The following is a 26,486-nucleotide window of genomic DNA, read 5'->3' as shown; positions in this document are numbered from 1 at the left end:
TCCGTGACTGCGTACCTTTTGTATAATGGGTCAGCGACTTACATTCAGTGGCAAGGTTAACCGCATAGGGAAGCCGTAGAGAAATCGAGTCCGAATAGGGCGAATCAGTCGCTGGGTGTAGACCCGAAACCAAGTGATCTACTCATGGCCAGGTTGAAGGTGCGGTAACACGCACTGGAGGACCGAACCCACTAATGTTGAAAAATTAGGGGATGAGCTGTGGGTAGGGGTGAAAGGCTAAACAAACTTGGAAATAGCTGGTTCTCTCCGAAAACTATTTAGGTAGTGCCTCTTGTATCACCGTCGGGGGTAGAGCACTGTTATGGCTAGGGGGTCATCGCGACTTACCAAACCATTGCAAACTCCGAATACCGACGAGTGCGAGCAAGGGAGACAGACATCGGGTGCTAACGTCCGGTGTCAAGAGGGAAACAACCCAGACCGCCAGCTAAGGTCCCAAAGTATAGCTAAGTGGAAAACGAAGTGGGAAGGCTAAAACAGTCAGGAGGTTGGCTTAGAAGCAGCCACCCTTTAAAGAAAGCGTAATAGCTCACTGATCGAGTCGTCCTGCGCGGAAGATGTAACGGGGCTAAGCTATACACCGAAGCTGCGGATATCCTTAGGGATATGGTAGGAGAGCGTTCTGTAAGCCTGCGAAGGTGACTTGTAAAGGTTGCTGGAGGTATCAGAAGTGCGAATGCTGACATGAGTAGCGATAATGGGGGTGAAAAGCCTCCACGCCGTAAGCCCAAGGTTTCCTGTTCAACGTTCATCGGAGCAGGGTGAGTCGGCCCCTAAGGCGAGGCAGAGATGCGTAGCTGATGGGAAGCAGGTTAATATTCCTGCACCGTCGTATGATGCGATGGGGGGACGGATCGCGGAAGGTTGTCCGACTGTTGGAATAGTCGGTTTTTAACCTGGAGAAGGCTGTTAGGCAAATCCGGCAGCGTAATTCAAGGGGTTGAGACGAGACACTTAGGTGTTGAAGCAATCGGAAGTGGTTCCAAGAAAAGCCTCTAAGCTTCAGTCATACGAGACCGTACCGCAAACCGACACAGGTGGGCGAGATGAGTATTCTAAGGCGCTTGAGAGAACTCGGGAGAAGGAACTCGGCAAATTGGTACCGTAACTTCGGGATAAGGTACGCCCTTGTAGCTTGACTGCCCTGCGGCAGAAGGGTGAAGGGGTTGCAATAAACTGGTGGCTGCGACTGTTTAATAAAAACACAGCACTCTGCAAACACGAAAGTGGACGTATAGGGTGTGACGCCTGCCCGGTGCTGGAAGATTAAATGATGGGGTGCAAGCTCTTGATTGAAGTCCCAGTAAACGGCGGCCGTAACTATAACGGTCCTAAGGTAGCGAAATTCCTTGTCGGGTAAGTTCCGACCTGCACGAATGGCGTAACGATGGCCACACTGTCTCCTCCCGAGACTCAGCGAAGTTGAAATGTTTGTGATGATGCAATCTACCCGCGGCTAGACGGAAAGACCCCATGAACCTTTACTGTAGCTTTGCATTGGACTTTGAATCGATCTGTGTAGGATAGGTGGGAGGCTTTGAAGCGTGGACGCCAGTTTGCGTGGAGCCATCCTTGAAATACCACCCTGGTTTATTTGAGGTTCTAACCTTGGCCCGTAATCCGGGTCGGGGACAGTGCATGGTAGGCAGTTTGACTGGGGCGGTCTCCTCCCAAAGTGTAACGGAGGAGTTCGAAGGTACGCTAGGTACGGTCGGACATCGTGCTAATAGTGCAATGGCATAAGCGTGCTTAACTGCGAGACTGACAAGTCGAGCAGGTACGAAAGTAGGACATAGTGATCCGGTGGTTCTGTATGGAAGGGCCATCGCTCAACGGATAAAAGGTACTCTGGGGATAACAGGCTGATTCCTCCCAAGAGTTCATATCGACGGGGGAGTTTGGCACCTCGATGTCGGCTCATCACATCCTGGGGCTGTAGCCGGTCCCAAGGGTATGGCTGTTCGCCATTTAAAGTGGTACGTGAGCTGGGTTTAAAACGTCGTGAGACAGTTTGGTCCCTATCTGCCGTGGGCGTTGGAAGTTTGAAGGGGGCTGCTCCTAGTACGAGAGGACCGGAGTGGACGAACCTCTGGTGTATCGGTTGTCACGCCAGTGGCATTGCCGAGTAGCTATGTTCGGAAGAGATAACCGCTGAAAGCATCTAAGCGGGAAACTCGCCTTAAGATGAGACTTCCCAGAGACTTGATCTCTTTAAAGGGTCGTTCGAGACCAGGACGTTGATAGGCTGGGTGTGGAAGTGCAGTAATGCATTAAGCTAACCAGTACTAATTGCCCGTAAGGCTTGTCCCTATAACCTTAGCAGGTTGTAGGCTACGACAAGTATTGTGAAGTGTTTGCGAAATGTGCCAGTTGTGGAAACAACAGGCTAGTTCGACAGCAGTCACAACCACTACCTCAAGCGATGGTCTCGCTTGCTGTGACAAAACAAATTCTTGATTAGTGCGAAGACTCACCTCTGACGCACACTCTACGACACTTCTTCTGAATTGGATTTTTTGCTCCTCACAGCTCAGCGTGAAGAACAATCAATCAACAAGTTATGCCTGATGACCATAGCTAATCGGTACCACCCCTTCCCATCCCGAACAGGACCGTGAAACGATTACGCGCCAATGATAGTGCTGCAACCAGTGTGAAAGTAGGTTATCGTCAGGCTTTTATTCCGCATACCCCCGCTTATTCAGTTAAGCGGGGGTTTTGCTTTTGTGCGCGCAACAAAAACAAAAATAACAAACAAAAACAAGATCAAAAACAAGATCAAAAACAAGGTCAAGACCTCTCAACAATGAGGCACCCAGACACAGAGTCGCTCCGAGAAAAGCAAGAACAGCAAGAACAAGCGAAAGCTCTGCTTTTACTCTGGGTCTTTGGTTTCTGATTTTATTTCCAGGCGACATAGCTTCTAATGAACTTAATATGCTATGCCACACGAGAATTCATGCTAAAGAGATAAATATAGAGGTGTTTTTATCAGATATTTATTTATCAATTCGGCAATTGGTTTGTTTGGGGAAGTCATTTTTCTGTAAATATTTCCAAGCTCAACTATCCAAGCCCTTGCAAGCCTTATATAATCGCGCTACTTGATCGGGAGAGCGTAACGAAAGTTACCGCCGAAGGGGCTAATACCCAAAAAACTCTCAGGCAAAAGGACCGATCAACGGGGTAGTTAAAAGTTGCCCCAACTCTGGAGAGCGGTAGCGGCAGAGCAAGTCGCCGGACTACCCACCGAAGGTGCGCGCGGGCAGCAAACATACATAGCTCCCGTAATCTCTCAGGTACCAGGACAGAGGGGTATGCGATTTCAGCGCATGTGGCGTCTCTTCGCCGGCATGCGTTTGTTCGTCCCTTCAATCTGGTAACGAGGCACTCATGACGCAAGCAGCGACATCACTCAAGGCAACTCCCCTCAATGCAGCCCATCGTGCGGCTGGTGCAAAAATGGTTGATTTTGGCGGCTGGGACATGCCTGTCAACTATGGTTCCCAAATCGAAGAACATCATGCAGTGCGCACTGATTGCGGCATGTTTGATGTATCCCATATGTGCGTCGTTGATTTGCAGGGCGAGAATGTACGCGGCTTCCTGCGTGGCCTGGTGGCAAATAATGTCGATAAATTGCAGGTAGCGGGCAAGGCCCTGTATTCCTGCATGTTGAAGCCTGAAGGCACGGTCATCGACGACCTTATCATTTATTTCTTTAGCGAAAACTGGTTCCGTCTCGTCGTCAATGCTGGCACGGCAGAAAAAGACATCGCCTGGATGAATGCCCGCAATGCAGAAACCAATAGCGGCCTGACGATTACCCAGCGCCGCGATGGCGCGAATGCCTTTGCTCTGGTGGCAGTGCAAGGCCCGAATGCCCGCGCCAAAGCATGGGAAGTCTTGCCAGAAACCAAAGCAGCCAGTGCAGAAATCAAACCTTTTAACGCAGTTATCGTTGCCGACACTTCCTTTGGTGAAGTCATGGTGGCACGCACTGGTTATACCGGTGAAGACGGTTTCGAGATTGCTGTTTCCGCCGACCGCGTAACTGATTTTTGGAATGCCTTGGTAGCAGCAGGTGTCAAACCTGCTGGCCTCGGTGCGCGTGACACTCTGCGTCTGGAAGCTGGCATGAATTTGTATGGCCAGGATATGGATGAAACAGTCAACCCGCTCGATGCTGGTCTGGCCTGGACTATCGATCTGGTCAGCGAGCGTGATTTCGTAGGCAAGCAAGCGCTGCAAACACAAGGACAGAATGCCCAGTTCCTGGGACTGATCCTGCGTGAAAAAGGCGGCATCCTGCGCGCCCATCAAAAAGTGGTTTGTGCGCAAGGTGAAGGCGAAATCACCAGCGGTACTTTCAGCCCGACCATGGAACAGGCAATTGCACTGGCGCGTTTGCCTATGGGCGTGTCTGTAGGCGATACTGTGCATGTTGTTATCCGTGACAAGCAATTGGCAGCATCTGTGGTCAAACTGCCTTTCGTCCGTAATGGCAAAATCCTGGCTGCATGATTTTCATCCGCAGCTTGTACTGACTATTATTTAAAACAATTTACTTATTTGGAGTCCATCATGAACGTACCAGCAGACCTGAAATACACAACATCCCACGAATGGGTACGCACAGAAGCAGACGGCACCATCACTGTCGGCATTACTGAGTTCGCTCAAGATGCTTTGGGCGATATCGTTTTCGTTGACTTGCCTAAAGTTGGCACAGCACTCGAAGCTGGCAAGGATTGCGCAGTGGTTGAATCTGTCAAGGCAGCTGGCGATATTTATGCACCGGTGACTGGTGAAGTTGTAGGTATCAATGAAGCACTGGCCGATGCACCAGAATCCATCAACGCTGATGCGTTTGCAGCATGGCTGTTCAAACTGAAGCCAGCAAATATCGCTGATGTTGATGCCTTGATGAATGCTGAAGCTTACGCCAAGAACATCGCTTGATTATGTAGTTAAAACAGGTAGCCGGTGGACTGTAATGGCTAAAACGAAAGTGAAAGGCGCGCATCTTGGTGATCAGGGCAAGGCGCAAAGCGCAGCGATAGTAAGCTATCGCGAGCATTTGCAACGCAGCCATGATCGCCAAGGGCGCGAGAGGCACTGCCGTTTTAGCCATTGCAGTTCACCAAAGTCGCCTCTTTTAATATGGATTTGCCTGAATGCGGTTTGCCCTGCATAGCTCCGCCTGATATTCCACGTTACTCTTCTGTACCCCATATACCATGACCCGTCCTTCACTGACTCAACTGGAAGCGCACGACGCTTTCATCGCTCGCCATATCGGCCCTTCTGAAGCAGAACAAGCCGCCATGCTGAAAACCCTGGGCTATGCTGACCGCACAGCCCTGATTGATGCCATCGTTCCGGCCAATATTCGCCGTCACGATGTGCTGCCACTGGCGCAATTCACAGAAGCCAAATCCGAACAGGAAGCACTGGCAACATTGAAGGCACTGGCGTCGAAAAACCGTGTACTGAAATCCTTGATCGGTCAGGGTTATTACAACACGCATACACCTGGCGTGATCCTGCGCAATATCTTTGAAAACCCTGCCTGGTATACGGCTTATACGCCATACCAGCCAGAGATTTCACAAGGTCGTCTGGAAGCCATTTTGAACTTTCAGCAAGTCATCACTGACCTGACTGGCATGGACATTGCCAACGCATCCATGCTCGACGAAGGCACGGCTGCAGCTGAAGCGATGACGCTGATACAGCGCGTAGGCAAGTCCAAATCAAATGTGTTTTATGTTGGCGACGATGTGTTGCCACAGACCCGCGAAATTATCGAAACTCGCGCCAAGCCGCTGGGTATAGAAGTGCGTACTTGTACAGGTACAGAAGCGCTGGATAATGATTGCTTTGGTATCTTGCTACAATACCCTGGCGTTGATGGCGCCATCCGCGATTACCGCGAATTTGCTGCCACCTTGCATGCCAAGGGTGCGATGGTCATCGCTGCTGCCGATTTGCTGGCACTGACACTGATCGCTTCCCCAGGTGAATGGGGCGCTGACGTCGTCGTTGGTAACAGCCAGCGCTTTGGCGTACCACTGGGCTTTGGTGGTCCGCACGCAGGCTACATGGGCACACGCGATGCGTTCAAGCGCAGCATGCCAGGTCGTCTGGTTGGCGTGACGATTGATGCTCAAGGTAACAAGGCTTATCGCCTGGCACTGCAAACACGTGAACAGCATATCCGCCGCGAGAAAGCTACATCGAATATCTGTACCGCCCAGGTTTTGCTGGCAGTGATTGCATCCATGTATGCCGTCTATCACGGCCCTGCAGGCTTGCGCCAGATCGCCTTGCGCGTACACCGTCTGACTGGTGTTCTGGCTGGCGGCTTCAAACAACAAGGTCTGGCTATCGCCAACACAACTTACTTTGACACTCTGACAGTGAACGTCGCTAATGCTGCTGCCTACCATCAGGCTGCTGAAGCTGCTGGCTACAACCTGCGCCAGATCAGCGCAACACAGGTTGGTGTCTCTCTGGATGAAACAGTGACACGTGCCGATGTTGAAGCTCTGTGGGCGATTTTCGCCAAGGCCAGCGGCGTAACCGCAGCGCCAGATTTTGCTGCGATAGAAGCAGGCGTCAATGATGCCTATCCAGCAGAGTTGACACGCGGCACGACTTACCTGACACATCCAACTTTCAACCGCTATCACGCAGAACATGAAATGCTGCGTTACCTGCGCAGCCTGGCAGACAAGGACCTGGCGCTGGACCGCACCATGATACCGCTGGGTTCATGCACAATGAAGTTGAATGCCACCAGCGAAATGATCCCGGTGACCTGGCCAGAATTTTCAAGCATCCATCCATTCGCGCCAAATGACCAGACTACCGGTTACCGCGAAATGATCAATCAGCTCGAAGCCATGTTGTGCGCAGCGACCGGCTACGACGCCGTGTCCCTGCAACCAAATGCCGGTTCTCAAGGTGAATATGCAGGCTTGCTGGTGATACAGGCTTACCACGCTTCTCGAGGTGAAGCTCACCGCAATATCTGCCTGATCCCGTCTTCAGCCCATGGCACCAATCCAGCATCTGCCAGCATGGTAGGCATGGACGTGGTCGTTGTTGCCTGCGATGAAAACGGTAACGTTGATCTGGCTGACCTGCAAGCCAAGGCAGAGAAACATAGCGCCAACCTGGCTGCAGCGATGGTGACTTATCCATCCACGCATGGTGTGTTTGAAGAAGGTATACAGCAATTGTGTGAAATCGTCCACAGCCACGGTGGCCAGGTGTATGTTGATGGCGCGAATATGAATGCGCTGGTCGGCGTAGCAGCACCAGGCAAGTTTGGTGGCGACGTCAGTCATCTGAACTTGCACAAGACTTTCTGTATCCCTCACGGTGGTGGCGGCCCAGGCGTAGGCCCAGTTGCAGTTGGTGCGCATCTGGCGAAGTTTTTGCCTAACCAGAAATCAACAGGTTATGTCCGTGGTGAAGATGGTATTTCTGCCGTCAGCGCAGCACCGTTTGGTTCTGCCAGCATCTTGCCTATCTCGTGGATGTATATCGCCATGATGGGTTCTGAAGGTTTGAAGGCCGCGACAGAAACAGCGATCCTGGCAGCTAACTATATCGCCAAACGCCTGGCACCCCATTACCCTGTTCTGTACAGTGGTCATGATGGCCTGGTAGCGCATGAATGCATACTGGATCTTCGTCCGTTGACAGATGCTACTGGCATCAGCAATGAGGACGTGGCCAAACGCCTCATCGACTTTGGTTTCCACGCACCGACCATGAGCTTCCCTGTGCCTGGTACCTTGATGATAGAACCGACAGAAAGTGAATCACAGGCTGAACTTGATCGCTTCATTAATGCCATGATCAGCATCCGTGAAGAAATCGCCAAGGTTGCCAGTGGCGAATTCGATGCCAAGGACAATCCGCTGAAACATGCACCACACACAGCAGAAGTGCTGATCGCCAATGAGTGGTCACATGCTTACAGCCGTGAAGTGGCAGCTTATCCAGTAGCTTCCCTGCGCAAGAATAAATACTTTGCGCCGGTTGGCCGTGCCGACAATGTTTATGGTGATCGTAATCTGTTCTGCTCTTGCATACCAGTTAGTGATTACGAATAAGCTTTGACGGCTTTGGTGTCAATGAAAACGGACATGCTTGCATGTCCGTTTTTTTATGCGTCTGTGTTTTGTAGCAGTTTAATTCGGCATAACAGCAGAAATCGGTACATGTGCCGTAACACCCAGACGCAGTAGTTTTGCGAATTGCTCTGCAGCCAGTGGCCTGCTGAAAATATAGCCTTGTCCTTCTTCGCAATGCTGGGCTTTTAAAAAAGACAGTTGCCCTTGTTTTTCTATGCCCTCAGCAATTACTTTCTGATTCAGACTATTCCCCATCGCAATGACGGCACTGACGATGCCACCATCGCCATCAGTTTTTGACGCACCGATATCGTTTACAAAGGACTTGTCGATTTTCAAGACATCAATCGGGAATTGATTCAAGTAACTCAAGCTGGAATAACCCGTACCAAAATCATCGACAGCCAGTTGTATACCCATGTCTTTCAGTTGCTGGAGGATCGCGACACTGCCTTCTGCATGGTGCATCAGGACACTCTCGGTAATTTCCAACTGCAGGCAATTCGGTGAGAGACCTGTCTCTGCAAGTATCGTCCGCACACCTTCAACAAAATCCTGACGACGAAATTCAACTGCAGAAATATTTACCGAAATCGCTGCAATTGTTAGTCCGTCATCCTGCCATTGTTTGGTTTGTGCACAAGCCTCACGCAAGACCCAGCGGCCTATCGGTACGATGACACCGCAGTCTTCTGCTATGCGGATAAAACGTATGGGCGGTACCATGCCCCATTGTGGGTGCGCCCAGCGCAACAAGGCTTCTGCACCAGTGATGGCACCACTTTCCAGATTGATCTTCGGTTGATAGTGTAGCGAGAATTCATTGCGTATTAATGCCAGCCTGAGATTGGCTTCTATGACTTGCCGTTCCACTGCGCGCACATTCATTTCCGGTTTAAAGAACTGGAAATTATTACGTCCCCTCTCCTTGGCCTGATACATGGCAGTGTCTGCATTCTTGATCAGCGTCTCTGCGTCTGTGCCATCAGCGGGGTAAGAACTGATACCTATGCTGGTGGTGACATACAGTTCATGTTTGTTGATACTGTGCGGTGCTGCCAGGGATTTCAATAGCTTCTCAGCTGTATAGGCCGCATTCTCGGCAGACTTATCATCTGTCACCAGGATCACGAATTCATCGCCACCCTGGCGGCTGACAGTATCTGAACTGCGCACACAAGCACATAGGCGTTCGGTGACTGATTTTAACAACATATCACCTATGGCGTGCCCCAGTGAATCATTGATGTGCTTGAAATTATCCAGATCAAGAAAAAGTATGGCCAGATGTGTCTCACGACGCTTTGCCAAACCGATTGCCTGGGCAATACGGTCATTCAGTAGTGCGCGGTTGGGCAGATTGGTCAGGAAATCATGCTGCGCCAGATGTGCCATCTTCACAGCCATGGCCTGGGTCGCCGAAACATCATGAAATACCATCACCGCACCCGCCATATTGCCTTCAGAGTCATGAATGGGAGCAGTCGAATCTTCGATTGCCACTTCACTGCCATCACGCCTGAGCAATATGGTTCCCGGGGTTAAAGTCGTGGCTTTATCCTGTCGCAATACTTGTATAATCGGATTGGCTTTTGCCTGTTTATTTTCACACTGAACCAGAGGCATGACAAGATTGATGGACTGGCCTTGTGCTTCTTCACGTTTCCATAAGGTCATGTGCTCGGCGGCGACATTCAGGTAGTCGACATTGCCGGCCATATCAGTACCTATCACCGCATCGCTAATGGAGTTAAGGGTGATTTCTGCCCGCGCTTTTTCTATATACGCCGCTTGTTCAACTGCTTTGCGCTGGATGATATTGCGCAGGGATTGCGGTACCAGATAGCTGGAGAAATGTCCCTTGGTCAGATAGCCTTGCGCGCCTAGTCCAACCGCTTCGACTGCCAGGCTGTCGTCCAAATCACAAAGTGTAAGTATGGGGATTTTGGATGCCACTTCAAACAAGGCCTCGAACGTCGCTATGCCTTCACTATCCGGCAAAGACAGGTCAACCAGGATTGCGTCAATCTGCTTTTTTTGTATTTGTTCAAGTGCGTTTGAGAGGCTGCTCGCAAACTGGGTTTCGTAAGGGCCATCGTGGGCTTTGCGCAGCGCGTCCTGGAGTGCAAGCGCATCAGTAACAACATTCGTAACAACGAGAATTCGCTTGGCCATGAAGCGGCTCCTTAATATGGTGCGCAAAAAGAACGCGTATGGTGCTGGACTATAGCGTAATTTTTGCAGGCAAATGAGGGGACCGGCGTGTCTGCACCGCCGCGTTTACTTCGCAATAAATGTATGACCGTGAAAGAAATGTTTTATTCTTGACACTGGATGGAAAGTTACTTGGTGGCGCACTGCGCGTCTGTTCGATGACGCACATTGTCTTAAAAGAAATGCGGTTTGTGACTCAGTCGCGTTTTTCTCAATTTGGTTGCCATAGATGGTTGGCAAAAGGCAGGCGGTAAATCGTTAGAGAAAAAAAGTAGAGGCAGGGGGCAACCTGCTTATAGTAGGCCAGAATTTCCTGAGTTCGATTGTTGTCTCCCTCTGTACAAATTATTTTTATCAATAGTTCTGGTCTGGCAACCGCGGCGACACTGGGCCTGAATGAAGGCTAGTAGAGAAGTGTAAAAAAGGCAAAATGGCATGCCGCAAAGCAACGTTTTGAAAGGCTATATTGGCATAGTGCAAAGCGAAGTTACATTTTGTATTGGAGGGGCACAATCTTTAACAGTGCTACGTGCTGTTAAAGGTAAAAAGAATTGCCTTGCGGAAAAATTGTGCAGTAAAATATGGCCCTGTTTCCGCATGGCAATCTCTTCCTTTCTTTGTATCTTGTCTATCTCATTATTCACATGAAAAAATCAATTCTCGCCACAGTACTATTCGTTTCTGCGTTCTCTGCATCTGCAAGTGAAATCGCTCCTTCTGTTGAAAAACAATCTTGCGAAAAAGCGGTTTATCCAAAATCTGCATTGATGAATGAAGAAACTGGCACAGTAGTTTTGTCCATCCTGGTTGGCCCTGATGGTGCCGTAGTTGATTCCAAGGTTGAAAAATCCAGTGGCTCCAAGGCTTTGGATAAGGCAACACAAAAAATTTATTCTTCCTGCAAATTCAAACCTGGTGCCAAAGATGGCAAACCTCAGCAAGCCTGGACCAAGCTGGAATATGTCTGGAGTCTTTCCTGATCTTCCGATATCAGCGTGACAGCGCAAAAAGAGATGCAATGGCATCTCTTTTTTTATGGGTGATGCAACATAACGCTGTCTTCGGATATGTGATTTTGGTGTGCTTTTATTAAAGAATTTATAAAGCTTGTCGTTATTTGATTGATCGTAATGCAAGAATTTATTTTTAGGATGCACACTTGATATGGCGACTATTCTTTCAAGCCTGAGCACGCCTGCTACGCAAGTCAATGTGCGTGCTGGCGCAAGCCAGTCTGTGGCTTTGGACAAGCAAGGTGCAGGCATATCGGTAGCGCTGGATAATGCGAGCCCGGTGGCAGTATCATCTTCTTATCAGCTCAATTTGCGCACTGCACGTGCAGTGTTAATGCCACAGACCTATGACCAGGCTGGTTTTGTACCAGATCCGGTCAGCCAGTGGCTGGAAAACAAGAGCGACGATACTTTCAGTTATATGCTGGAGCAAAATGCCAGGTTAACGACTGTTTCAGGACGTTTCAATGGCGTTGCCTCTGGCGTGATAGAGCGTTTTCAAACCACTCAAGGTGATTTCAAGCAGGCAGTGGTTGCCACTTATCCTGCGCAATCAAACGCTAATCAAAATGTGGCTGAACTAAGCCAGGCCAGGTTGAATAATTTGCGTGAGAATGCAGATCAAAGCATGGGGCTGAGTGTCACGCTGGCATCAGGGCGTAGTATAGAATTTTCCATCAAAAGTAATGCTGATGGCCTGAGTGTGGAAGCCAGCAGCAGCGCCCAACTGACTGAGTCCGAGAGCAGGGCGCTGGAAAAACTGGCGGCTGGCCTGGAGAAAACTGCCAATAGCTATTTTGCAGACCAGCGTATCAATCTCGATGCCTTGGCAAACTTCGACACTTTTGCCATCAGTTCGCTCAAACTGGAAATTAAAGTCGGTGAGCAGGAATTGAATTTTAATATCAATCAATCCCACCATCAGCTCAACATAAAATCTGCCAGTGGGCAAATAGATATTGATGTCAGTCATGACAATCCTGGCTTGCGTGGCAATGCTGCGCAAAGGAATAAGGCGATACAACTATTTCTTGGGCAAATCGATACTGCAGGCAATCGTGGCGGTGCTGACAAAGAACTGGTATCGCTCTATAAGGATGCATTTTCCATCATGCAAAAAATCAATACCGAAGAAGATGGTTCTGATTTAAGCACGCAATTGCCAGGTCGTGCGCCAAGCTTCTGGGATGATGCTGCCCAGCCTTTATTAACCGGGCTTGCGGATTTCAATGCAAAAATCACTGGTGTGGTGAGCACCCCCAATCCTGCTCATTTGCAGGAAAGCGATTATTTCAATTATCAGGTCAGCCAAAAGACGACGCAGCAGGGCCATGCGGCCAATGGCAGCATCAGCCAGATACTTGATTCCAGATTGAGTGCCGCCTTTCATCAGGAGTTAAAATCAAATGAAAAGCCGGTCTTAAGTAGTGACAGGAATTCGCAAAGTTATCGCTATTCCAAGGTGGAAGACCATGCCAGCAGCAAGCTGATACTGGGCTTTGACAAAAACCAGTTGAATAGTGCCAGCCTGGAAAAGAGTAGTGACCGTTTGCTGTCAGTGTCCAGCTACGAACTTGGCAAGCTGGTTAGCACACAAACCCATCCTGACAAGCAAGATAGCAGGATTAACCTGCACGTCAATACTGGCCCGCATGCTTCAGCAAGTGCGCAGGCCCAACAGCGCCTGCGCATGGTTGATAGTTTGAGGAATCAAATATTCCTTGATTGAAGAATTGCACGAGGCTTTAGCGCAAACGACGTGGCTGTGTCGCTTGTGCTGAGTTCGTTCTTGCCTGAGCACGTGCCGGGCTAATCAGGGGCGCTGCTGCGGTATGCACTTTGAAAATATTGACTACCTGCGCCAGACTGGCTGCCTGTTCATTCATGGCCTGGGCAGCGGCGGAAGCCTGTTCTACCAGGGCAGCATTTTGCTGCGTCATATTATCCATATCAACGATGGCATGATTGACTTGTTCTATGCCTGAACTTTGCTCCTGACTGGCAGAAGCAATCTCGGCGACGATATCAGTCACGCGTCTGACGCTGGCAACGACTTCATCCATGGTGGAGCCGGCGATGGCAACCAGCTTGCCACCTTCTTCCACTTTTTCTGCCGAGCTGTCTATCAGGGTTTTGATTTCTTTGGCTGCAGAGGCTGAGCGCTGTGCCAGGTTACGCACCTCACTGGCAACCACGGCAAAACCGCGACCCTGTTCACCCGCACGCGCGGCTTCCACTGCGGCATTCAAGGCCAGGATATTGGTCTGGAAAGCGATGCCATCAATCACGCTGATGATATCGACGATCTTTTTTGAAGACTCATTGATGGAGCCCATCGTGGCCACCACTTTGCCAACGACATTGCCGCCCTGTGTCGCCACTTCAGATGCCGAGATTGCCAGTTGATTTGCCTGTCTGGCATTGTCGGCATTTTGTTTGACTGTGGAAGTCAGTTCCTCCATGGTGGAAGACGTCTCTTCCAGCGCGCCTGCCTGTTGCTCGGTGCGGTTAGACAGATCCAGGTTACCCGACGCGATTTCACCCGATGCAGTAGCAATGGACTCCGACCCAGTACGTACTTCGCTGACGACAGAGGCCAGCTTGTCACGCATGGTTTTGATTGCAAACAATAAGCTGGACTGATCATGGTCTTTGACTTGTATATCCGCAGTCAGATCACCTTCTGCAATATGGCCAACGACTTCAGCTGCGTACGCAGGTTCACCACCAAGCTGTCGCAGAATGGAACGTGTCATATGCCAGGCCAATGCGCCTACCATGGTCATCATGATGGCTCCTACCCCCAGCATGATGCCGGCCTGCCGCCAGAAGGCATCATTGATGTCATCCAGATAGGTGCCAGTGCCAATCAGCCAGTCCCAAGGGGCGAATTGCATGACGGCATAGATCTTGTCTACCTGGCCTTCTACCCCGGGCCGGGTACCTGGTGCTTCTACGATGCCTATTTTCCCTTTGGCCAGAGCGGCGCGATAACGGTCGCCTGATTCCTTCATATCCTTTTGCGGCACCCCTATGCGTGATGTTTTTGGATGTACCCGTAACAAGTCATCTGTGTAGCCACGCACAAAGAAATACATGTCTTCTTTATGGAAACTGGAAATCGCCAGCTTGGCCTGTTTCTCTGCATCTTCACGTGAGAGCTTGCCTGATTGTTCCAGTGCATGGGCTTTTTCTATCGCTGCATGCGCCATTTCGACCATGTTGGAAATTTGCTCGGTACGCTCCTTTTTCATGGTTTGACGCAGCGAGTACAAAGAAATGGCAGAAATGACAGAAATGCCGAACAGGGTGATGGCGCACAGCAAGATGATGCGGGTGCTAAGTTTCATGGCGTGGTCTCACTGGTTTGCTGCAGTGTGCCGCAATGCTGGGCGGATGCGAGAGAGAGTCTGGTATCACCTCCTGCTAATCCACCTGCATTCAGAGCGGGTCTGCATAGTTTTAATCATTGGCAAGCGCACGGCCCCGCCTGCGGCGCGCAGCGGAAACCGTGGTCTGATTGTAAGTGAAGCGAAGATGCCAGAGAGGAAGAATTTGCAAACAAACGACAAATCAGTTGGATACTTGATCGGAATGAACGGCAGGATGGTACTCGGCACCATCCTGCTTACAAGGACTTACTTATAAATCGGCAGGTTCATGCTCACAGGCCGTATATCGAGTCGCAGATTGTGGACGGTATAGCTCTCGGCACCAGACGCGCTGGAAAAGTAACCCAGGCTTTCTGCCACTTTGCTGAAGTTGAATTCAAAACCCAGTTCCGCCGGATTATCCATGCCAAAAGCCAGGCCGATCGCGCGCTCCTGCTTGCCATCGATCAAATGAAACATCAGGTCAGTGACTACCGTATTGGCCAGAATATCGGGATAAAAACGATGATCAGCATTATTAGTTTGAGCAGGATTGAGCTTGTGTAGCAGCTTGTCTGTCGATGGTACCAGCGTCCTGCTACGCAAATTGAAACGGTCACCGCGGTCCAGGTAGCTGATGCGGGCATTGCTGAGATTAAAATTTTTCTGGGAATCATCCGTTTTTGCCTGACTCAGATCAAAAAGAATGGCACCTTTATAGCCAATGACTTCGACCTCACCCTGATTGCTCACTACCATGGCAGTATTTTCATCGACACCCAGGCCCAGTTTGTAATTTTTTTTCAGCATGACAGGCAGCATGCGGGCAAAGCGGCCACGTATGATCAGGTGTTGGTCTATGAATACATCCGGTCCTATGAAACCCAGACCAGCTGCAATCTCCTTGCCATCAGTCACGCCTGACTTGAGCGTTGGTAGCACAGGTTTGGCATCATAGAACATGGTGGTACTCATGATGGCAGCACCGGCACTACTACCTGCGATAACTCCACCGCGCTGATATAGCGCCCAGATTGCTTCCAGCATCGCAGTCTTGCTACCATCCGGCTTGACCAGCGCCTGCACGATGCGGCCCTGATCGCCGCCAGTAAAATACACGCCGCTAGCATTTTTCAGCTTATCCAGCCAGACAGCATCATTGACGATATCTTCCGGTTTGAATTGCGCATGCTTGACTGACAAGGGTATCAAGAAAGCCTGGGCACCATTCTGGTTCAGGGATTCCACCGCAAATCCACCAGATCTTTCCGGGCTGCCCGCTGCCGCAGGGATAACTGCAATCTTGGCACCTTTGCCCCCAGCCTGTTGCACGATGCGCTGCCAGACTACTGCATTATCTACCCGCAAGGCACCACCGATAATGACGAGGGAGCCTTTTGATTGTTGCAGTGTGGCGTCTTCTGCATGAGCATTCATGGGTAATTGACAGAGTAAGAGAGCCATACAGCTTAGTAAGTTGCGCAAACTACGCAAGCTGATTAGTAGCGAACCTGCATTTTTCAGAAAAATTATCATTTTCTTCATCCTGATTTTTTGACATTGTAAGTGATTCAATTCACCACTACGCGCGTGAATTTAAAAAAAGGGGACAACACCAAGTGCTGTCCCCGAACGCGCTGCTTTGGAAGTCTTTATTGATACTGCTTATTTGAATGCATAGTTACCTGAGATATAGACAAAGCGCCCACGAGGATCGGTATAGCTGGGGTCATAACCAGCGATGAAACTATATACCTGGTTAGAACGCGGTGGATTGGCGTCTAGCAGGTTCTTGATGCCGGCACGCAAGCTGAATGCTTTGCTGAATTTATAGCTGCCGCTGAAATCCCACAAGACATAGGCGGGCACGTCACGGGTGCTGCCGTTGGCCAGGGCGTTCTGGTCGCGATAGCCCTGATAGTAAGTCTGTTGCAGTGTTGCACCCCAAGGGCCACGGTCAAGATCAAATGTCAGGGTATGTCTCCAGCGCTGTACTACCTGGGTGTCGGTATAGACGCCTACACCATTTACTTCCGGGCTGGCGGCTGTGTTACGGGTCTTGTAGTCGATGACATAGGTGCCGTTCAGGCTGGCGTTGAATTTACCCAGGCTGTTTTCTGGCAGTTTCCAATTGACGTTGACATCCACGCCTGAGGTTTTCAACGAACCGATATTTTTCACTCGGCCATCTACTGACAAGATCGGGCCTGGGATGCCTGGCAGGCTGGGGTCAGCCGCGCCACGTATCGCGTAGCCCGGATTGGATTTTGGATCGCTAAAGTAAGCACCTTCGTTAGCCAGCAGGGTGTCAGACTTTTCTATGCGCCAGTAATCCAGGGAGGCAGTCAGGCTGCGGCTGGGTTCAACCACGATACCTGCAGAAAACTGCTTCGATGTCTCAGGTTTCAAATTCGCGGTGCCGCCTTTGATCAGGTCTGGCTGTATGCCGCAATAGTCGGGATTCTTGGTATTGTCGATATTGCCGGTCTTGATACAGCCCAGCGGGTCATTGTAGATGCCGCTGGTCTGGCCTGTACGTGCCGGTTCGTTGATATCTGCCAGGCTGGGTGCACGGAAACCTGCACTGTAAGAGCCGCGTACTACGATTTCTTTGGCTGGTGTCCAGCGCAATCCAAATTTTGGATTAGTGGTGCTGCCCACGTCGTCATAGCTGTCATGGCGCACGGCGGCTTGGGCCTCGAGGTTTCTGAGTATGGGCAAATTCAATTCGGCAAACAGGGCTTTGACAGTACGGCTACCGCCATAAGCAGATGCGGCACCGTCACCGCGTATTTCGCCAGCGGCCAGCAGAGCGGATGGTGTGAATTCCAGTTTTTCGCGGCGGTATTCTGCACCTATCGCCAGACCGGCGTTTCCACCTGCCATGGCAAACAATTCGCGTGAAGCCTTGATATCAAAAGCATCGGTAGTGGCCCGTGACTGGCGGGCAGCGTCACTGATTTTTGATGCATTCAGCAAGTTCGTGCCTTCTGCTCCAGATGGTCCGAAAGGATTGATTTTTCCAGTCAGGAAGGCGCTGTCAAATGCCGATGTTCTGACATAGCCATCGACATATTTATCATCAACCTTGCTGACGCTGTGGTTCAGGGCGGTATCATAATCCCAGCCAGCGATCGTACCTTTCGCACCGACTACCAGCCTTTGTGCAACTGCATTCACTTCATTGGTACGCGGGCCAGCAGCACTGAGGCGCAGGCCTACGCGCAAAGGCGTTTTGTTGGTGGTGATTAAGTCGTTGGGATAGTAAATCCCAGTCACAGGGTAATTGAGGTTGGTGACTGTAAGCGGGCTGATGCGGTAAGTAGTTTTTGTATCGCTGTGTAAGGCTTCAGCAAACAGTGTGTTGTCGGCATCGATCGCAAATTGGGCACGGCCTAAGAGGGAGGCGCGCTGGGATTCAGGGAATATCTCGGTGTCATGCATGTAGTCATACAAACAGGCTTTGCTGCCGACAAAGCTGTCGGCAGCAAACACCGTGGCGGGTGGGTTGCAGTTTGGTGCGCTGGGATTCAGGCGTGATCCGGTCGCGCCACCGCTAGCCGTAGTACGGCGCACATTGGCCGGGAAAGTGTTGGAGCTGCCCACATCGAGATTGATGTCAGGCTGATATGCTGATCCTATCCATGAACGCTGGGTAGAACGCAAGCCGCCAGTATTCTGGAAATTGACCACGCCCATGAGGTTGTATCTGTCCTGGTTCAAGCTGCCTACACCACCTGACAGGCTGATGATTTTTTTGTCTGCACCGCCATGCTGGGTATTGCCCACATAAGCGGATATTTCTGCTCCCTGATAATCAGGGCGGGTAATGAAATTGATGACGCCACCAATTGCATCTGCACCATAGATGGCGGACGCGCCATCTTTCAACACTTCCACGCGCTGTATGGCAGCAGAAGGAATGGAATTCAAATCCACACCAGAAGATGTCCCGGGCGAGGCGAAGTTGGCGAGGCGGCGACCATTCAATAATATAAGTGTGGATGACACACCTATGCCACGCAGGTTGGCGCCGTTAAAGCCGCGCTGCGTACCGCCGTTATCGCTGAAGCTGGCACCGTCAGTGAGGCCTGCAGTGCTGGCCGAGACTTTGCTCAATAATTCTGCCGCCGTGGTGACACCAGATTTATCTATTGATTCACGGCTGATGATTTGCACTGGCAAGGCAGTTTCTGCATCGATGCGTTTTATCGATGAGCCAGTGATTTCTACACGTTGCGGTTTGATTGAATCGGTTTCAGACTGTGCCCATGCGCTTTGCTGGGGGGCGCCCAGCATAGCCATGACGCTCATTGCTGACCAGGTTGCGACAGCCAATTTCTTGGGTATGGGCTGACATGCTTGTTTTTTCGTTGCCATTGCCTTGCTCTCCTCAGGTTTTACAGAAATTTAAAAAAAGCATCCCCCTCAGTCACTCCGCAGAGTGACTGTGATTCGCTTATTTTTGCTTATTTACTTCTTGGTTTTATTGCTATCCGGCTTTGTGTATTTGATATTGTTGTCAGCGCTATGCAAATAGGCTGATATCGCTTCGGTCAGGCGCATGGCCTTTTCCACATTCTTCTTATTCGACACCATCATGCTGCTGACCAGGGCTTCAATGACGGCAATAGCTGCACTGGCACTGCTGGGTAAGACGCCATGGGTGCTGGGTGCCAGCAGTAAGTAATTGCCTAGTTGTGCAATCGGTGACGCTGGAGAATCGGTGATCGTCACGACACAGGCACCGTGGTCACGCACAAACTGCGTGAGCTTGATGACATCCAGCGCATAGCGTGGGAAGGAGATAACAATCAGCACATCCTTGTCGGTAATGTTTGCCAGATGGCCAGCAGCTACTTCCGTGCCGCCGTATCCCACCACTTCCACCACATGTGAACAAAAGGGCTGTAAATGCAGGGCCAGCATGCCAGCCAGATGGGCACTCAGTCCAAAGCCCATGACATACACGGTATTCGCCTTTGCAAGGTGACTGACGATCTGGCTCAAACTCTGTTCAGACATGCCCTGGTTTGCTGCATCAATATTGGCGGCAGCAAACTGCATGCTGGTGTGGGCGGGCGAGGGCGCATTTTTTTTGGCTTCTATGGTATTGCGCAGTTTTTCTACTGGCTGGAACACTGCCTGCACCACTTCCGCAATCTGGTTACGCAGACCGGCGTAGTTATTAAAACCCATATCACGCGCAAAGCGGCTGATCGTAGCTGTTGAAACATCACATTGTTCTGCCATGTCTTCTATACCCAATGCCGTCACCTTGACCTGGTTACGCAAGAGAAAATTGGCAATGCGCTTATAAGAGGGAGAGCCCTCCTGCAAGACCAGCATTAATGATTCACCCAGCGTGGATTTTGCAAAGACCATCTCGGGTGAAGTAGATTCGACAGGAGTATTTAGTTTTTTCATGTACATCAATCACTGAAACTTTCAGCAAAACTTTTTTCGATGAATGAACTGTAGACCTGTTTAAAAATATTTTCAATACTATTTGTCAGTTTATTTTCATGAATGTAGAATATGTAAAAAATCGTTCATTGCTTACAGGCGGAGAGAGGTTCAAACAGTGTTGTTTTTGCGCTGCTTGCACAAACTACTATTGGATAAGCGGGAACACAGTCAGGATAAATCCTGTGTAAGCCAGACTACATCATGTAAATCCAGAATCGATTTGTGATTCTGTTTTTTGGTCCAAGCATTACCAACGAAGAAAAGAGTTTTCTATGCAGATACAGCGCCATGCCTTGCCCGATGTCAGTAGCGGGTCATCACGTGAATTGCGGAGTTTTCATTTCGGTACGCCGGGTCAGGGTCGCAAAGTGTATATACAGTCGTCTTTGCATGCTGACGAGATCCCTGGCATGCTGGTGAATCATTATTTGCGCGACATGCTCGCGCAATATGAAGAAGCCGGAGACATCGCCTCCGAAATCGTACTTGTACCTGTTGCTAATCCCATAGGTTTGGCGCAGAACATACAGGGCACGCCTTTCGGCCGCTTTGATCTGGCGACAGGTATCAATTTCAACCGTGGCTATCGCCACTTGACACCATTTTTGCTGCCTCTGCTGGAAGACAAGCTGGGTGCCGATGGCAACGAAAATGTAAAACTGATACGCCAGCAGGCATTGGCGGTGTTGCTGGCATGGCAACCAGACACCGCAACTGATCAGCAAAAGAAAATCCTGCAAACTCTTGCTGTGGACGCCGATATCGTGCTGGACCTGCATTGTGATAACCAGGCTGTCATGCATTTATATACTGGTACACCGCTTGCGCAAGACTGTCTGCCGCTGGCTGCCTACCTCGGGGCGCGAGCGGTCCTGGTATCGGTATTGTCGGGAGATGATCCTTTCGATGAATCTTGTTCGCGCCACTGGTGGGAACTGGCACAGCACTTTGGTGCTGCCACACCTGTCCCAAATGCTTGCATGGCCATCACGGTGGAATTGCGCGGGGAAACCGAAGTCAGTCATGAACTTGCACAGGCAGATGCTTTGGCCATTATTCATTTCCTCAGTCAGGCTGGCTATCTGCGTCGCAGAGCACCCGCTTTACCGCAAGTTTTATGTCAGCCTACACCATTGGAAGGTGTCGAGCCTTTGCTTGCCTCACGTTCAGGCATACTGGTATTTACCAAAGCTGTGGGTGATTACATCGAGGCTGGTGAAAAAGTGGCAGATATTGTTGATCCTGTCAGCTCACAAGTGACGCCGGTATTGGCGACACTGTCCGGCATTTTATTTGCTCGCGTCGCCATACGCTATGCCACACATGGTATGCGTATTGCCAAAATCGCTGGCGCCGTTGCTTACCGCAGCGGTAATTTACTGTCTATGTAAAGAGGAGTTCATCATGCTGAAAAAAATCAGATTGCCGAATACCTTTGTCCTGCTGTTTTCTTTGCTGGCATTGATTGCATTAGCTACCTGGCTGGTACCTGGCGGCAAATATGATACCCATGTAGTCAATGGCAAGACGCTCATTAACCCGATCACGTTCCATTACGTCACCAGTAATCCGCAGGGTGTAGTAGCTCTGATGATGGCACCAATCAAGGGCTTTGTGGAAGCCGCATTGATCATCGGTTTTGTGCTCATTGTCGGTGGTGCTTTCGCTGTCTTGCAAAAGACGGAAGCAATCGATGCCATGATCAAATCCGTGGCCAAGGCGCATACCCATTCCAGTATGGTAAGGGCTGGGATTATTCCTTTATTTGTCACCTTGTTTTCTTTGGGTGGGGCTACTTTTGGCATGGCCGAAGAAGCCATACCATTCGTCATGATCTTTATTCCACTGGCGCTGGCGCTTGGCTATGATTCGGTGGTGGGCGTATCGATCCCCTTTATTGGTTCGCAAGTCGGTTTCGCTGCGGCGTTTTTGAATCCTTTCAATGTGGGTATTGCCCAGGGTATTGCTGGTGTTCCACTGTTTTCTGGCATAGGTTTCCGCCTGCTCGCCTGGGCATTGGCGACATTGGTTACCATTGCATTTCTTAGTTGGTATGCGGCGCGCATCAAGAAAAACCCACAGCTGAGTCCGACTTTTGAAATTGATAAGGAAAAACGTCAAAATCTTAAAATCGATGAGTTCAATCATTTTACTGGCATGACGGCGACCCACAAGGCCGTGCTGTTTATATTCCTGCTTGCACTCATCACCATGGTGGTCGGCGTAGTCAGATACAGCTGGTATATCGAAGAAATTGCAGCATTGTTTTTGGTCATGGCGATACTGGTGGGTATCGTTGGCAAACTTAATGCTGACAGTTTTGTTGAAGCATTCATGCACGGTGCCAAGGACCTTGTGACTACCGCGCTGGTGATTGCCCTGGCTCGCGGCACCATGATACTGGCGCGCGATGCCAATATCATCGACACTATGTTGAATTTCCTGATGCCTTTTGTGCAGTCTTCGCATCCCATCTTCGCGGCCCACAAGATGTTTGTGATCCAGTCTGTCATCAACTTCTTCATCCATTCTGGCAGTGGGCAGGCTGCATTGACTATGCCCATCATGGCACCGCTGGCTGACCTGGTGGGTGTAAGCAGGCAGACGGCGATATTGGCATTCCAGTTTGGTGAATTTACGACACCGATGATACCGACATCCGGCATTACGGTTGGCGTGCTGGCACTTGCGCGCATACCCTGGGCGACCTGGGCCAAGTGGATGATACCCTTGCAGTTACTGTACTTTGTCCTATCCCTGGGGCTGCTAGCCTTGTCATGCGTGATCAGTTGGTAGTATTAATGCATCAACCAGCGTCGCATGGCAAAACTCAATGCATCCACCATGGCGACCAGTATCAGCATAGCGATAATGACCGTGGCGGCGGTCTGCATCTGGAAAAGTGACAGGTGATACTTCAACATCTGCCCAAGGCCACCAGCACCGACCACACCCAATATGGCGGCGGCGCGGATATTGTTTTCCCAGCGGTACAGGGTGTAAGACAGCATTTGCGGCAGGCTTTGTGGCAGCGTGGCATACAGGAAAGCATTGACGGCAGAGGCACCGTTCAGGCGCAACGTGGATTCAGCCTGCGGTGGGGCGTTTTCCAGAACTTCAGCAAACAGGCGACCAAGTACACCGGTGGTATGGGCGGCCAGCGCAATAGTGCCAGCAAAGGGACCAAGGCCAGCGGCAATCAGCATGATGGATGCCCAAACAAGTTCAGGAATGGCACGCGCCACATTCAGGAATAATCGGGTACTGCTTTTTGCCGCCTGGCCAAAGCGGCCGCTGGCTGGCAGGGCCAGGAACAGACCCAGGATGGCGGCAATCAGGGTGCCCAGTGCCGACATGGCCAGGGTTTCAAAAGAGGCCAGAGCGGTTTTTGTCAGCAGGGCAGGGCTGATGTCGGGCGGCGCAAAGCCCTGCAGGAATTCCCAGGTTTTGCCTGCTGCATCGTCACTGAACAGCGCGCGCCATTCCATGTTGAGGCTGACAAAGCTGGCGATCACCAGCAGCATGATGCCGGCACTTAATCCAAGCTTGAGTGGACTTAATAGCGCCGGTGGGGCTGGCATGTTGTTATCTTGCATACTCATGCCAGCGCTTTGCGGAATAGTTTGCTGGTCAGGTCAGCAAGGCCCACCAGCAGTACGAATACGATGAGCATGGTCGATACTTCATCGCCGGATAACATTTTCATTGATTCATCCATACGCTGACCCAGGCCTCCAGCGCCAACAAAGCCCATCACGACAGAGCCGCGTATGGCACATTCCCATCGGTAGATAGTGTAGGAGATCAGTTCTGGAGCCGCATTGGGTAATGCCCCATAGAGAAAAGCTGTCAGGCGGCTACTGCCATTCCTGAGCAGGCTGTCGGTGGCGTGGGCATCATTGGCTTCCAGGATTTCGGCGTAGACTTTGCCCAGCATGCCGGAATAGGTGAGGGCGATGGCGAATACGCCCGCAGTCGGCCCCAGTCCGACCAGGCGCACAAACAGCAAGGCCCAGACCAGTTCGGGAACGCTGCGCAATAAAACCAGTTTCCAGCGCACGATCTGGCGCAGCAATCTTGCCATGCCATGCATACGTCTGCTGCCTATGCGCGAAATCGATAAGTGCTCATTGACGATCAGTGTCATGGGAATAGCGCCCAGCAGTGCCAGCGTCAGACCTGCTGTGGCAATGGCGATTGTTTGCCAGGTTGCTTCCAGCACGATCAATAAGAATTCTGCGGAATGCGCAGGTGGAAAAAACCCGGATAGAAAACGCCAGGTCGCAGCCAGGCTTTGCGCATCGATCAGTTGCCAGGGTTTGAATTCAGTGATGATCAGCATGGGCCATAGCAACACCAGCATGCATAAGCTGATAGTCATCCGCATGCGCCATGCAGGATCATGCTCAATATCGGTATGGTTCGCCTGCTGTGTCATGTTGCTTAAAAACAGCGCGGTGCATCAGGAAAATCAGTCTGATCCGGCGCAGTCATGTGCAAAGACTGCTGCTCAGGGCTACCGGCATTTCGGTACAGTTCAGCGATCATCTGATCATTGACCTTGTCACTATCGAACATGACTTTGCCAGCGCGCAATCCTATGATGCGCGAGAAGTGCTGACGTGCCAGTTCTACCTGATGCAGGCTGCAGATCAGTGTCGCATTGCGTTGCTTTGCTTCTTGTTGCAAGGTGTTCAGGGTTTGCAGCGCCAGCGTTGGGTCGAGAGCAGACAGAGGTTCATCTACCAGTAGCAGGCTGGCATCCGACAATAGCAGACGCGCCAGGCCACAGCGCTGGCGTTCACCACCAGACAGCTTGTCGACCCTGGCATAGAGTTTATGTTGCAGATCAAAACGCTGCAATGCTTGCCAGGCAGACAGTGGGTCTGCTGGCTTGATCAGATTGCGCAGTGCCTGCGCCAGCGTCCATTGCGGCAGGCGTCCGGCCAGTACAGCAGTCACAACGCGCTGACGCGCTGGTAGCGGCGGCGTTTGTGGTGCCAGAAACAGATGGCGGCGCAATGCGTGGCGCGCCCTGTTTGACAGTGCCCAGACATCGTGGTTCATGAATTGGAACTGGCCGTTGGCTGGCTGGTGCGCTGCAGCCAGGGTATGCAATAGCGTGGTTTTCCCCGCACCAGACGGGCCTATGATGGCAATCTGCTCGCCCTGGGCTACCGTCAGGTTCAGGTTTTCAAGTATGTATTGCTGCTCAGTTTGCCCTGCCACCGGAGCAGTATGTACTGCACCGGGAAAAGCCACGCTCAATTGCTGCAAAAGCAGCGGTGCTGCTGGCATTACTTCAGCAGGCCGGCATTATGTGCTGCCGCTTCGATGGCCTTGTAGTTGTCAGCTTTGGTAGGGATGAAGCGCGTCGCACGTTGCAGATCCAGGATTTCCTTGTCTTGCGGATTGGCCGGATCAAGATTCAGGAATGCATCTGTGATTTTTTTGCGTAGTTCGGCAGGCATGTCGGCGCGTACCGACCAGTTATAGTCAAAGTAGCCTGGAGTCGTATAAAACACATGCACCAGTTTGGTATCGACCTTGCCTTGCGCCAGCAGTTTTTCCCATACTGAAATATTCAGGGCGCCAGCATCTACCTTGCCGCCAGATACGGCTGCAACAGTGGCATCATGGGCGCCGGAAAAAGCGATGCGCTTCATGTCCGTATCAGGGTTGATTTTGGCGGCCAGCAAGTAAGAGCGTGGCATCAGGTGGCCGGAAGTAGAAGATTCAGAACCAAAAGCAAAAGTCTTGCCTTTCAGGTCTTCTAGCTTGGTAATGTTCTTATCGGTGGTGATGAAGACGGATTTGAATCTTTCATCTTCTTCCCGCTGCACCAGTGGTATGACTTGCTCTTTGCTACGCATCTTGGCTTGTATGAAAGTGAAGCCACCAAACCAGACCATATCCAGCTTTTTATTGACCAGGCCTTCTACTGAGGCGGCATAATCAGTGACGGGAATGAATTCTACCTTCATGCCCAGTTTTTTTTCAAGCATGGTACCCAGAGGTTTGAATTTACGCTGCAACTCTGTCGGTGCTTCGTCGGGGATGGCGGAAACTCTTAAGATTTGCTGCGCATGGGTCAAGCTGGTGAATGCCAGCAAGCTGGCGGCAATCATGATGTTGCGGCGTGAAACTGTAAAGCGGGCGGCAAAATTAGTCATATTATTTCCTGGAAGACCAAAGTAATTGAAATAGGATTTACGCAAAACCGTCACACAGCTACTTGTACTGCCTTC

The 26,486-nt window shown here is 50.8% G+C and carries 16 protein-coding genes, 2 rRNA genes and 2 riboswitches; of the genes, 9 read left to right on the top strand and 9 right to left on the bottom strand.

The features are described 5' to 3' along the window. The 5 genes from H8L47_RS04495 to gcvP all read left to right on the top strand — a co-directional run. A 23S ribosomal RNA gene (locus H8L47_RS04495) occupies positions 1-2,331 on the top strand; the annotation flags it as partial. 253 nt (positions 2,332-2,584) lie between these two features. Then, positions 2,585-2,697 (top strand): 5S ribosomal RNA (gene rrf, locus H8L47_RS04490). Between the two features lie 423 nt (positions 2,698-3,120). Further along, a riboswitch (glycine riboswitch) is annotated at positions 3,121-3,208 on the top strand. 11 nt (positions 3,209-3,219) lie between these two features. After that, a riboswitch (glycine riboswitch) is annotated at positions 3,220-3,342 on the top strand. Positions 3,343-3,414: 72 nt separating this feature from the next. Next, complete coding sequence (gene gcvT / locus H8L47_RS04485) at positions 3,415-4,545, top strand: glycine cleavage system aminomethyltransferase GcvT (protein WP_186951973.1); 1,131 nt, start codon at positions 3,415-3,417, stop codon at positions 4,543-4,545. Positions 4,546-4,605: 60 nt separating this feature from the next. Continuing rightward, positions 4,606-4,983 carry a glycine cleavage system protein GcvH gene (gene gcvH / locus H8L47_RS04480; RefSeq protein ID WP_186951972.1) on the top strand — a complete coding sequence of 126 codons (378 nt, stop codon included), beginning with the start codon at positions 4,606-4,608 and terminating at the stop codon, positions 4,981-4,983. A 278-nt stretch (positions 4,984-5,261) separates the two neighbouring features. Further along, positions 5,262-8,150: an aminomethyl-transferring glycine dehydrogenase gene (gene gcvP / locus H8L47_RS04475; protein WP_186951971.1), complete on the top strand. Its 2,889-nt coding sequence runs from the start codon at positions 5,262-5,264 to the stop codon at positions 8,148-8,150. A gap of 78 nt (positions 8,151-8,228) precedes the next feature. Here the strand turns inward: gcvP and H8L47_RS04470 are convergent, their stop codons facing one another. After that, on the bottom strand, positions 8,229-10,346 hold the full coding sequence (locus H8L47_RS04470) for a GGDEF/EAL domain-containing response regulator (RefSeq protein WP_186951970.1): 2,118 nt from the start codon (positions 10,344-10,346) through the stop codon (positions 8,229-8,231). Positions 10,347-11,029: 683 nt separating this feature from the next. On the opposite strand from H8L47_RS04470, the gene H8L47_RS04465 reads away from it, so the two are divergent. Beyond that, the gene (locus tag H8L47_RS04465) at positions 11,030-11,365 is read left to right on the top strand and encodes an energy transducer TonB (RefSeq protein WP_186951969.1); all 336 of its coding nucleotides are present in this window, start codon (positions 11,030-11,032) and stop codon (positions 11,363-11,365) included. Between the two features lie 184 nt (positions 11,366-11,549). Further along, positions 11,550-13,127, top strand: a complete 1,578-nt coding sequence (locus H8L47_RS04460; RefSeq protein ID WP_186951968.1) for a hypothetical protein — start codon at positions 11,550-11,552, stop codon at positions 13,125-13,127. Positions 13,128-13,143: 16 nt separating this feature from the next. Here the strand turns inward: H8L47_RS04460 and H8L47_RS04455 are convergent, their stop codons facing one another. The 4 genes from H8L47_RS04455 to H8L47_RS04440 all read right to left on the bottom strand — a co-directional run bounded on the left by H8L47_RS04455 (position 13,144) and on the right by H8L47_RS04440 (position 20,196). After that, the gene (locus H8L47_RS04455; protein ID WP_186951967.1) at positions 13,144-14,748 is read right to left on the bottom strand and encodes a methyl-accepting chemotaxis protein; all 1,605 of its coding nucleotides are present in this window, start codon (positions 14,746-14,748) and stop codon (positions 13,144-13,146) included. 288 nt (positions 14,749-15,036) lie between these two features. Beyond that, a complete protein-coding gene (locus H8L47_RS04450) occupies positions 15,037-16,206 on the bottom strand; it encodes a cyanophycinase (RefSeq protein WP_230413573.1) in 1,170 nt (389 codons plus the stop codon). A gap of 228 nt (positions 16,207-16,434) precedes the next feature. Continuing rightward, the gene (locus tag H8L47_RS04445; RefSeq protein WP_186951966.1) at positions 16,435-19,149 is read right to left on the bottom strand and encodes a TonB-dependent receptor; all 2,715 of its coding nucleotides are present in this window, start codon (positions 19,147-19,149) and stop codon (positions 16,435-16,437) included. A 93-nt stretch (positions 19,150-19,242) separates the two neighbouring features. Further along, entirely contained in the window at positions 19,243-20,196 is a 954-nt protein-coding gene (locus tag H8L47_RS04440) for a MurR/RpiR family transcriptional regulator (protein ID WP_230413572.1), read from the bottom strand. Positions 20,197-20,510: 314 nt separating this feature from the next. Here H8L47_RS04440 and H8L47_RS04435 point away from each other — a divergent pair, with 314 nt between their 5' ends. Together H8L47_RS04435 and H8L47_RS04430 are read left to right on the top strand one after the other, a co-directional pair. Continuing rightward, complete coding sequence (locus H8L47_RS04435; RefSeq protein WP_186951965.1) at positions 20,511-21,629, top strand: succinylglutamate desuccinylase/aspartoacylase family protein; 1,119 nt, start codon at positions 20,511-20,513, stop codon at positions 21,627-21,629. Between the two features lie 13 nt (positions 21,630-21,642). Beyond that, positions 21,643-23,034, top strand: a complete 1,392-nt coding sequence (locus H8L47_RS04430) for a YfcC family protein (protein ID WP_186951964.1) — start codon at positions 21,643-21,645, stop codon at positions 23,032-23,034. A 2-nt stretch (positions 23,035-23,036) separates the two neighbouring features. On the opposite strand, the gene phnE is transcribed toward H8L47_RS04430, so the two are convergent. Genes phnE through H8L47_RS04410 form a run of 4 tightly spaced genes read right to left on the bottom strand, consistent with a single transcriptional unit; the run spans position 23,037 to position 26,366 of the window. Next, positions 23,037-23,834, bottom strand: a complete 798-nt coding sequence (gene phnE, locus H8L47_RS04425) for a phosphonate ABC transporter, permease protein PhnE (RefSeq protein WP_186952044.1) — start codon at positions 23,832-23,834, stop codon at positions 23,037-23,039. Positions 23,835-23,836: 2 nt separating this feature from the next. Further along, entirely contained in the window at positions 23,837-24,676 is an 840-nt protein-coding gene (locus H8L47_RS04420; protein ID WP_186951963.1) for a PhnE/PtxC family ABC transporter permease, read from the bottom strand. A gap of 5 nt (positions 24,677-24,681) precedes the next feature. Then, positions 24,682-25,536, bottom strand: a complete 855-nt coding sequence (locus H8L47_RS04415) for a phosphonate ABC transporter ATP-binding protein (RefSeq protein ID WP_186951962.1) — start codon at positions 25,534-25,536, stop codon at positions 24,682-24,684. Beyond that, positions 25,536-26,366: a putative selenate ABC transporter substrate-binding protein gene (locus H8L47_RS04410; RefSeq protein ID WP_230413593.1), complete on the bottom strand. Its 831-nt coding sequence runs from the start codon at positions 26,364-26,366 to the stop codon at positions 25,536-25,538. The genes H8L47_RS04415 and H8L47_RS04410 overlap by 1 nt, the downstream gene beginning before the upstream one ends. Positions 26,367-26,486: the final 120 nt, after the last annotated feature.

The sequence above is a fragment of the Undibacterium umbellatum genome (assembly GCF_014284125.1).
GTDB lineage: Bacteria > Pseudomonadota > Gammaproteobacteria > Burkholderiales > Burkholderiaceae_D > Undibacterium > Undibacterium umbellatum.
The sequence above is the reverse complement of the archived record's forward strand: the minus strand, read 5'-3'. Positions and strand labels throughout refer to the sequence as shown.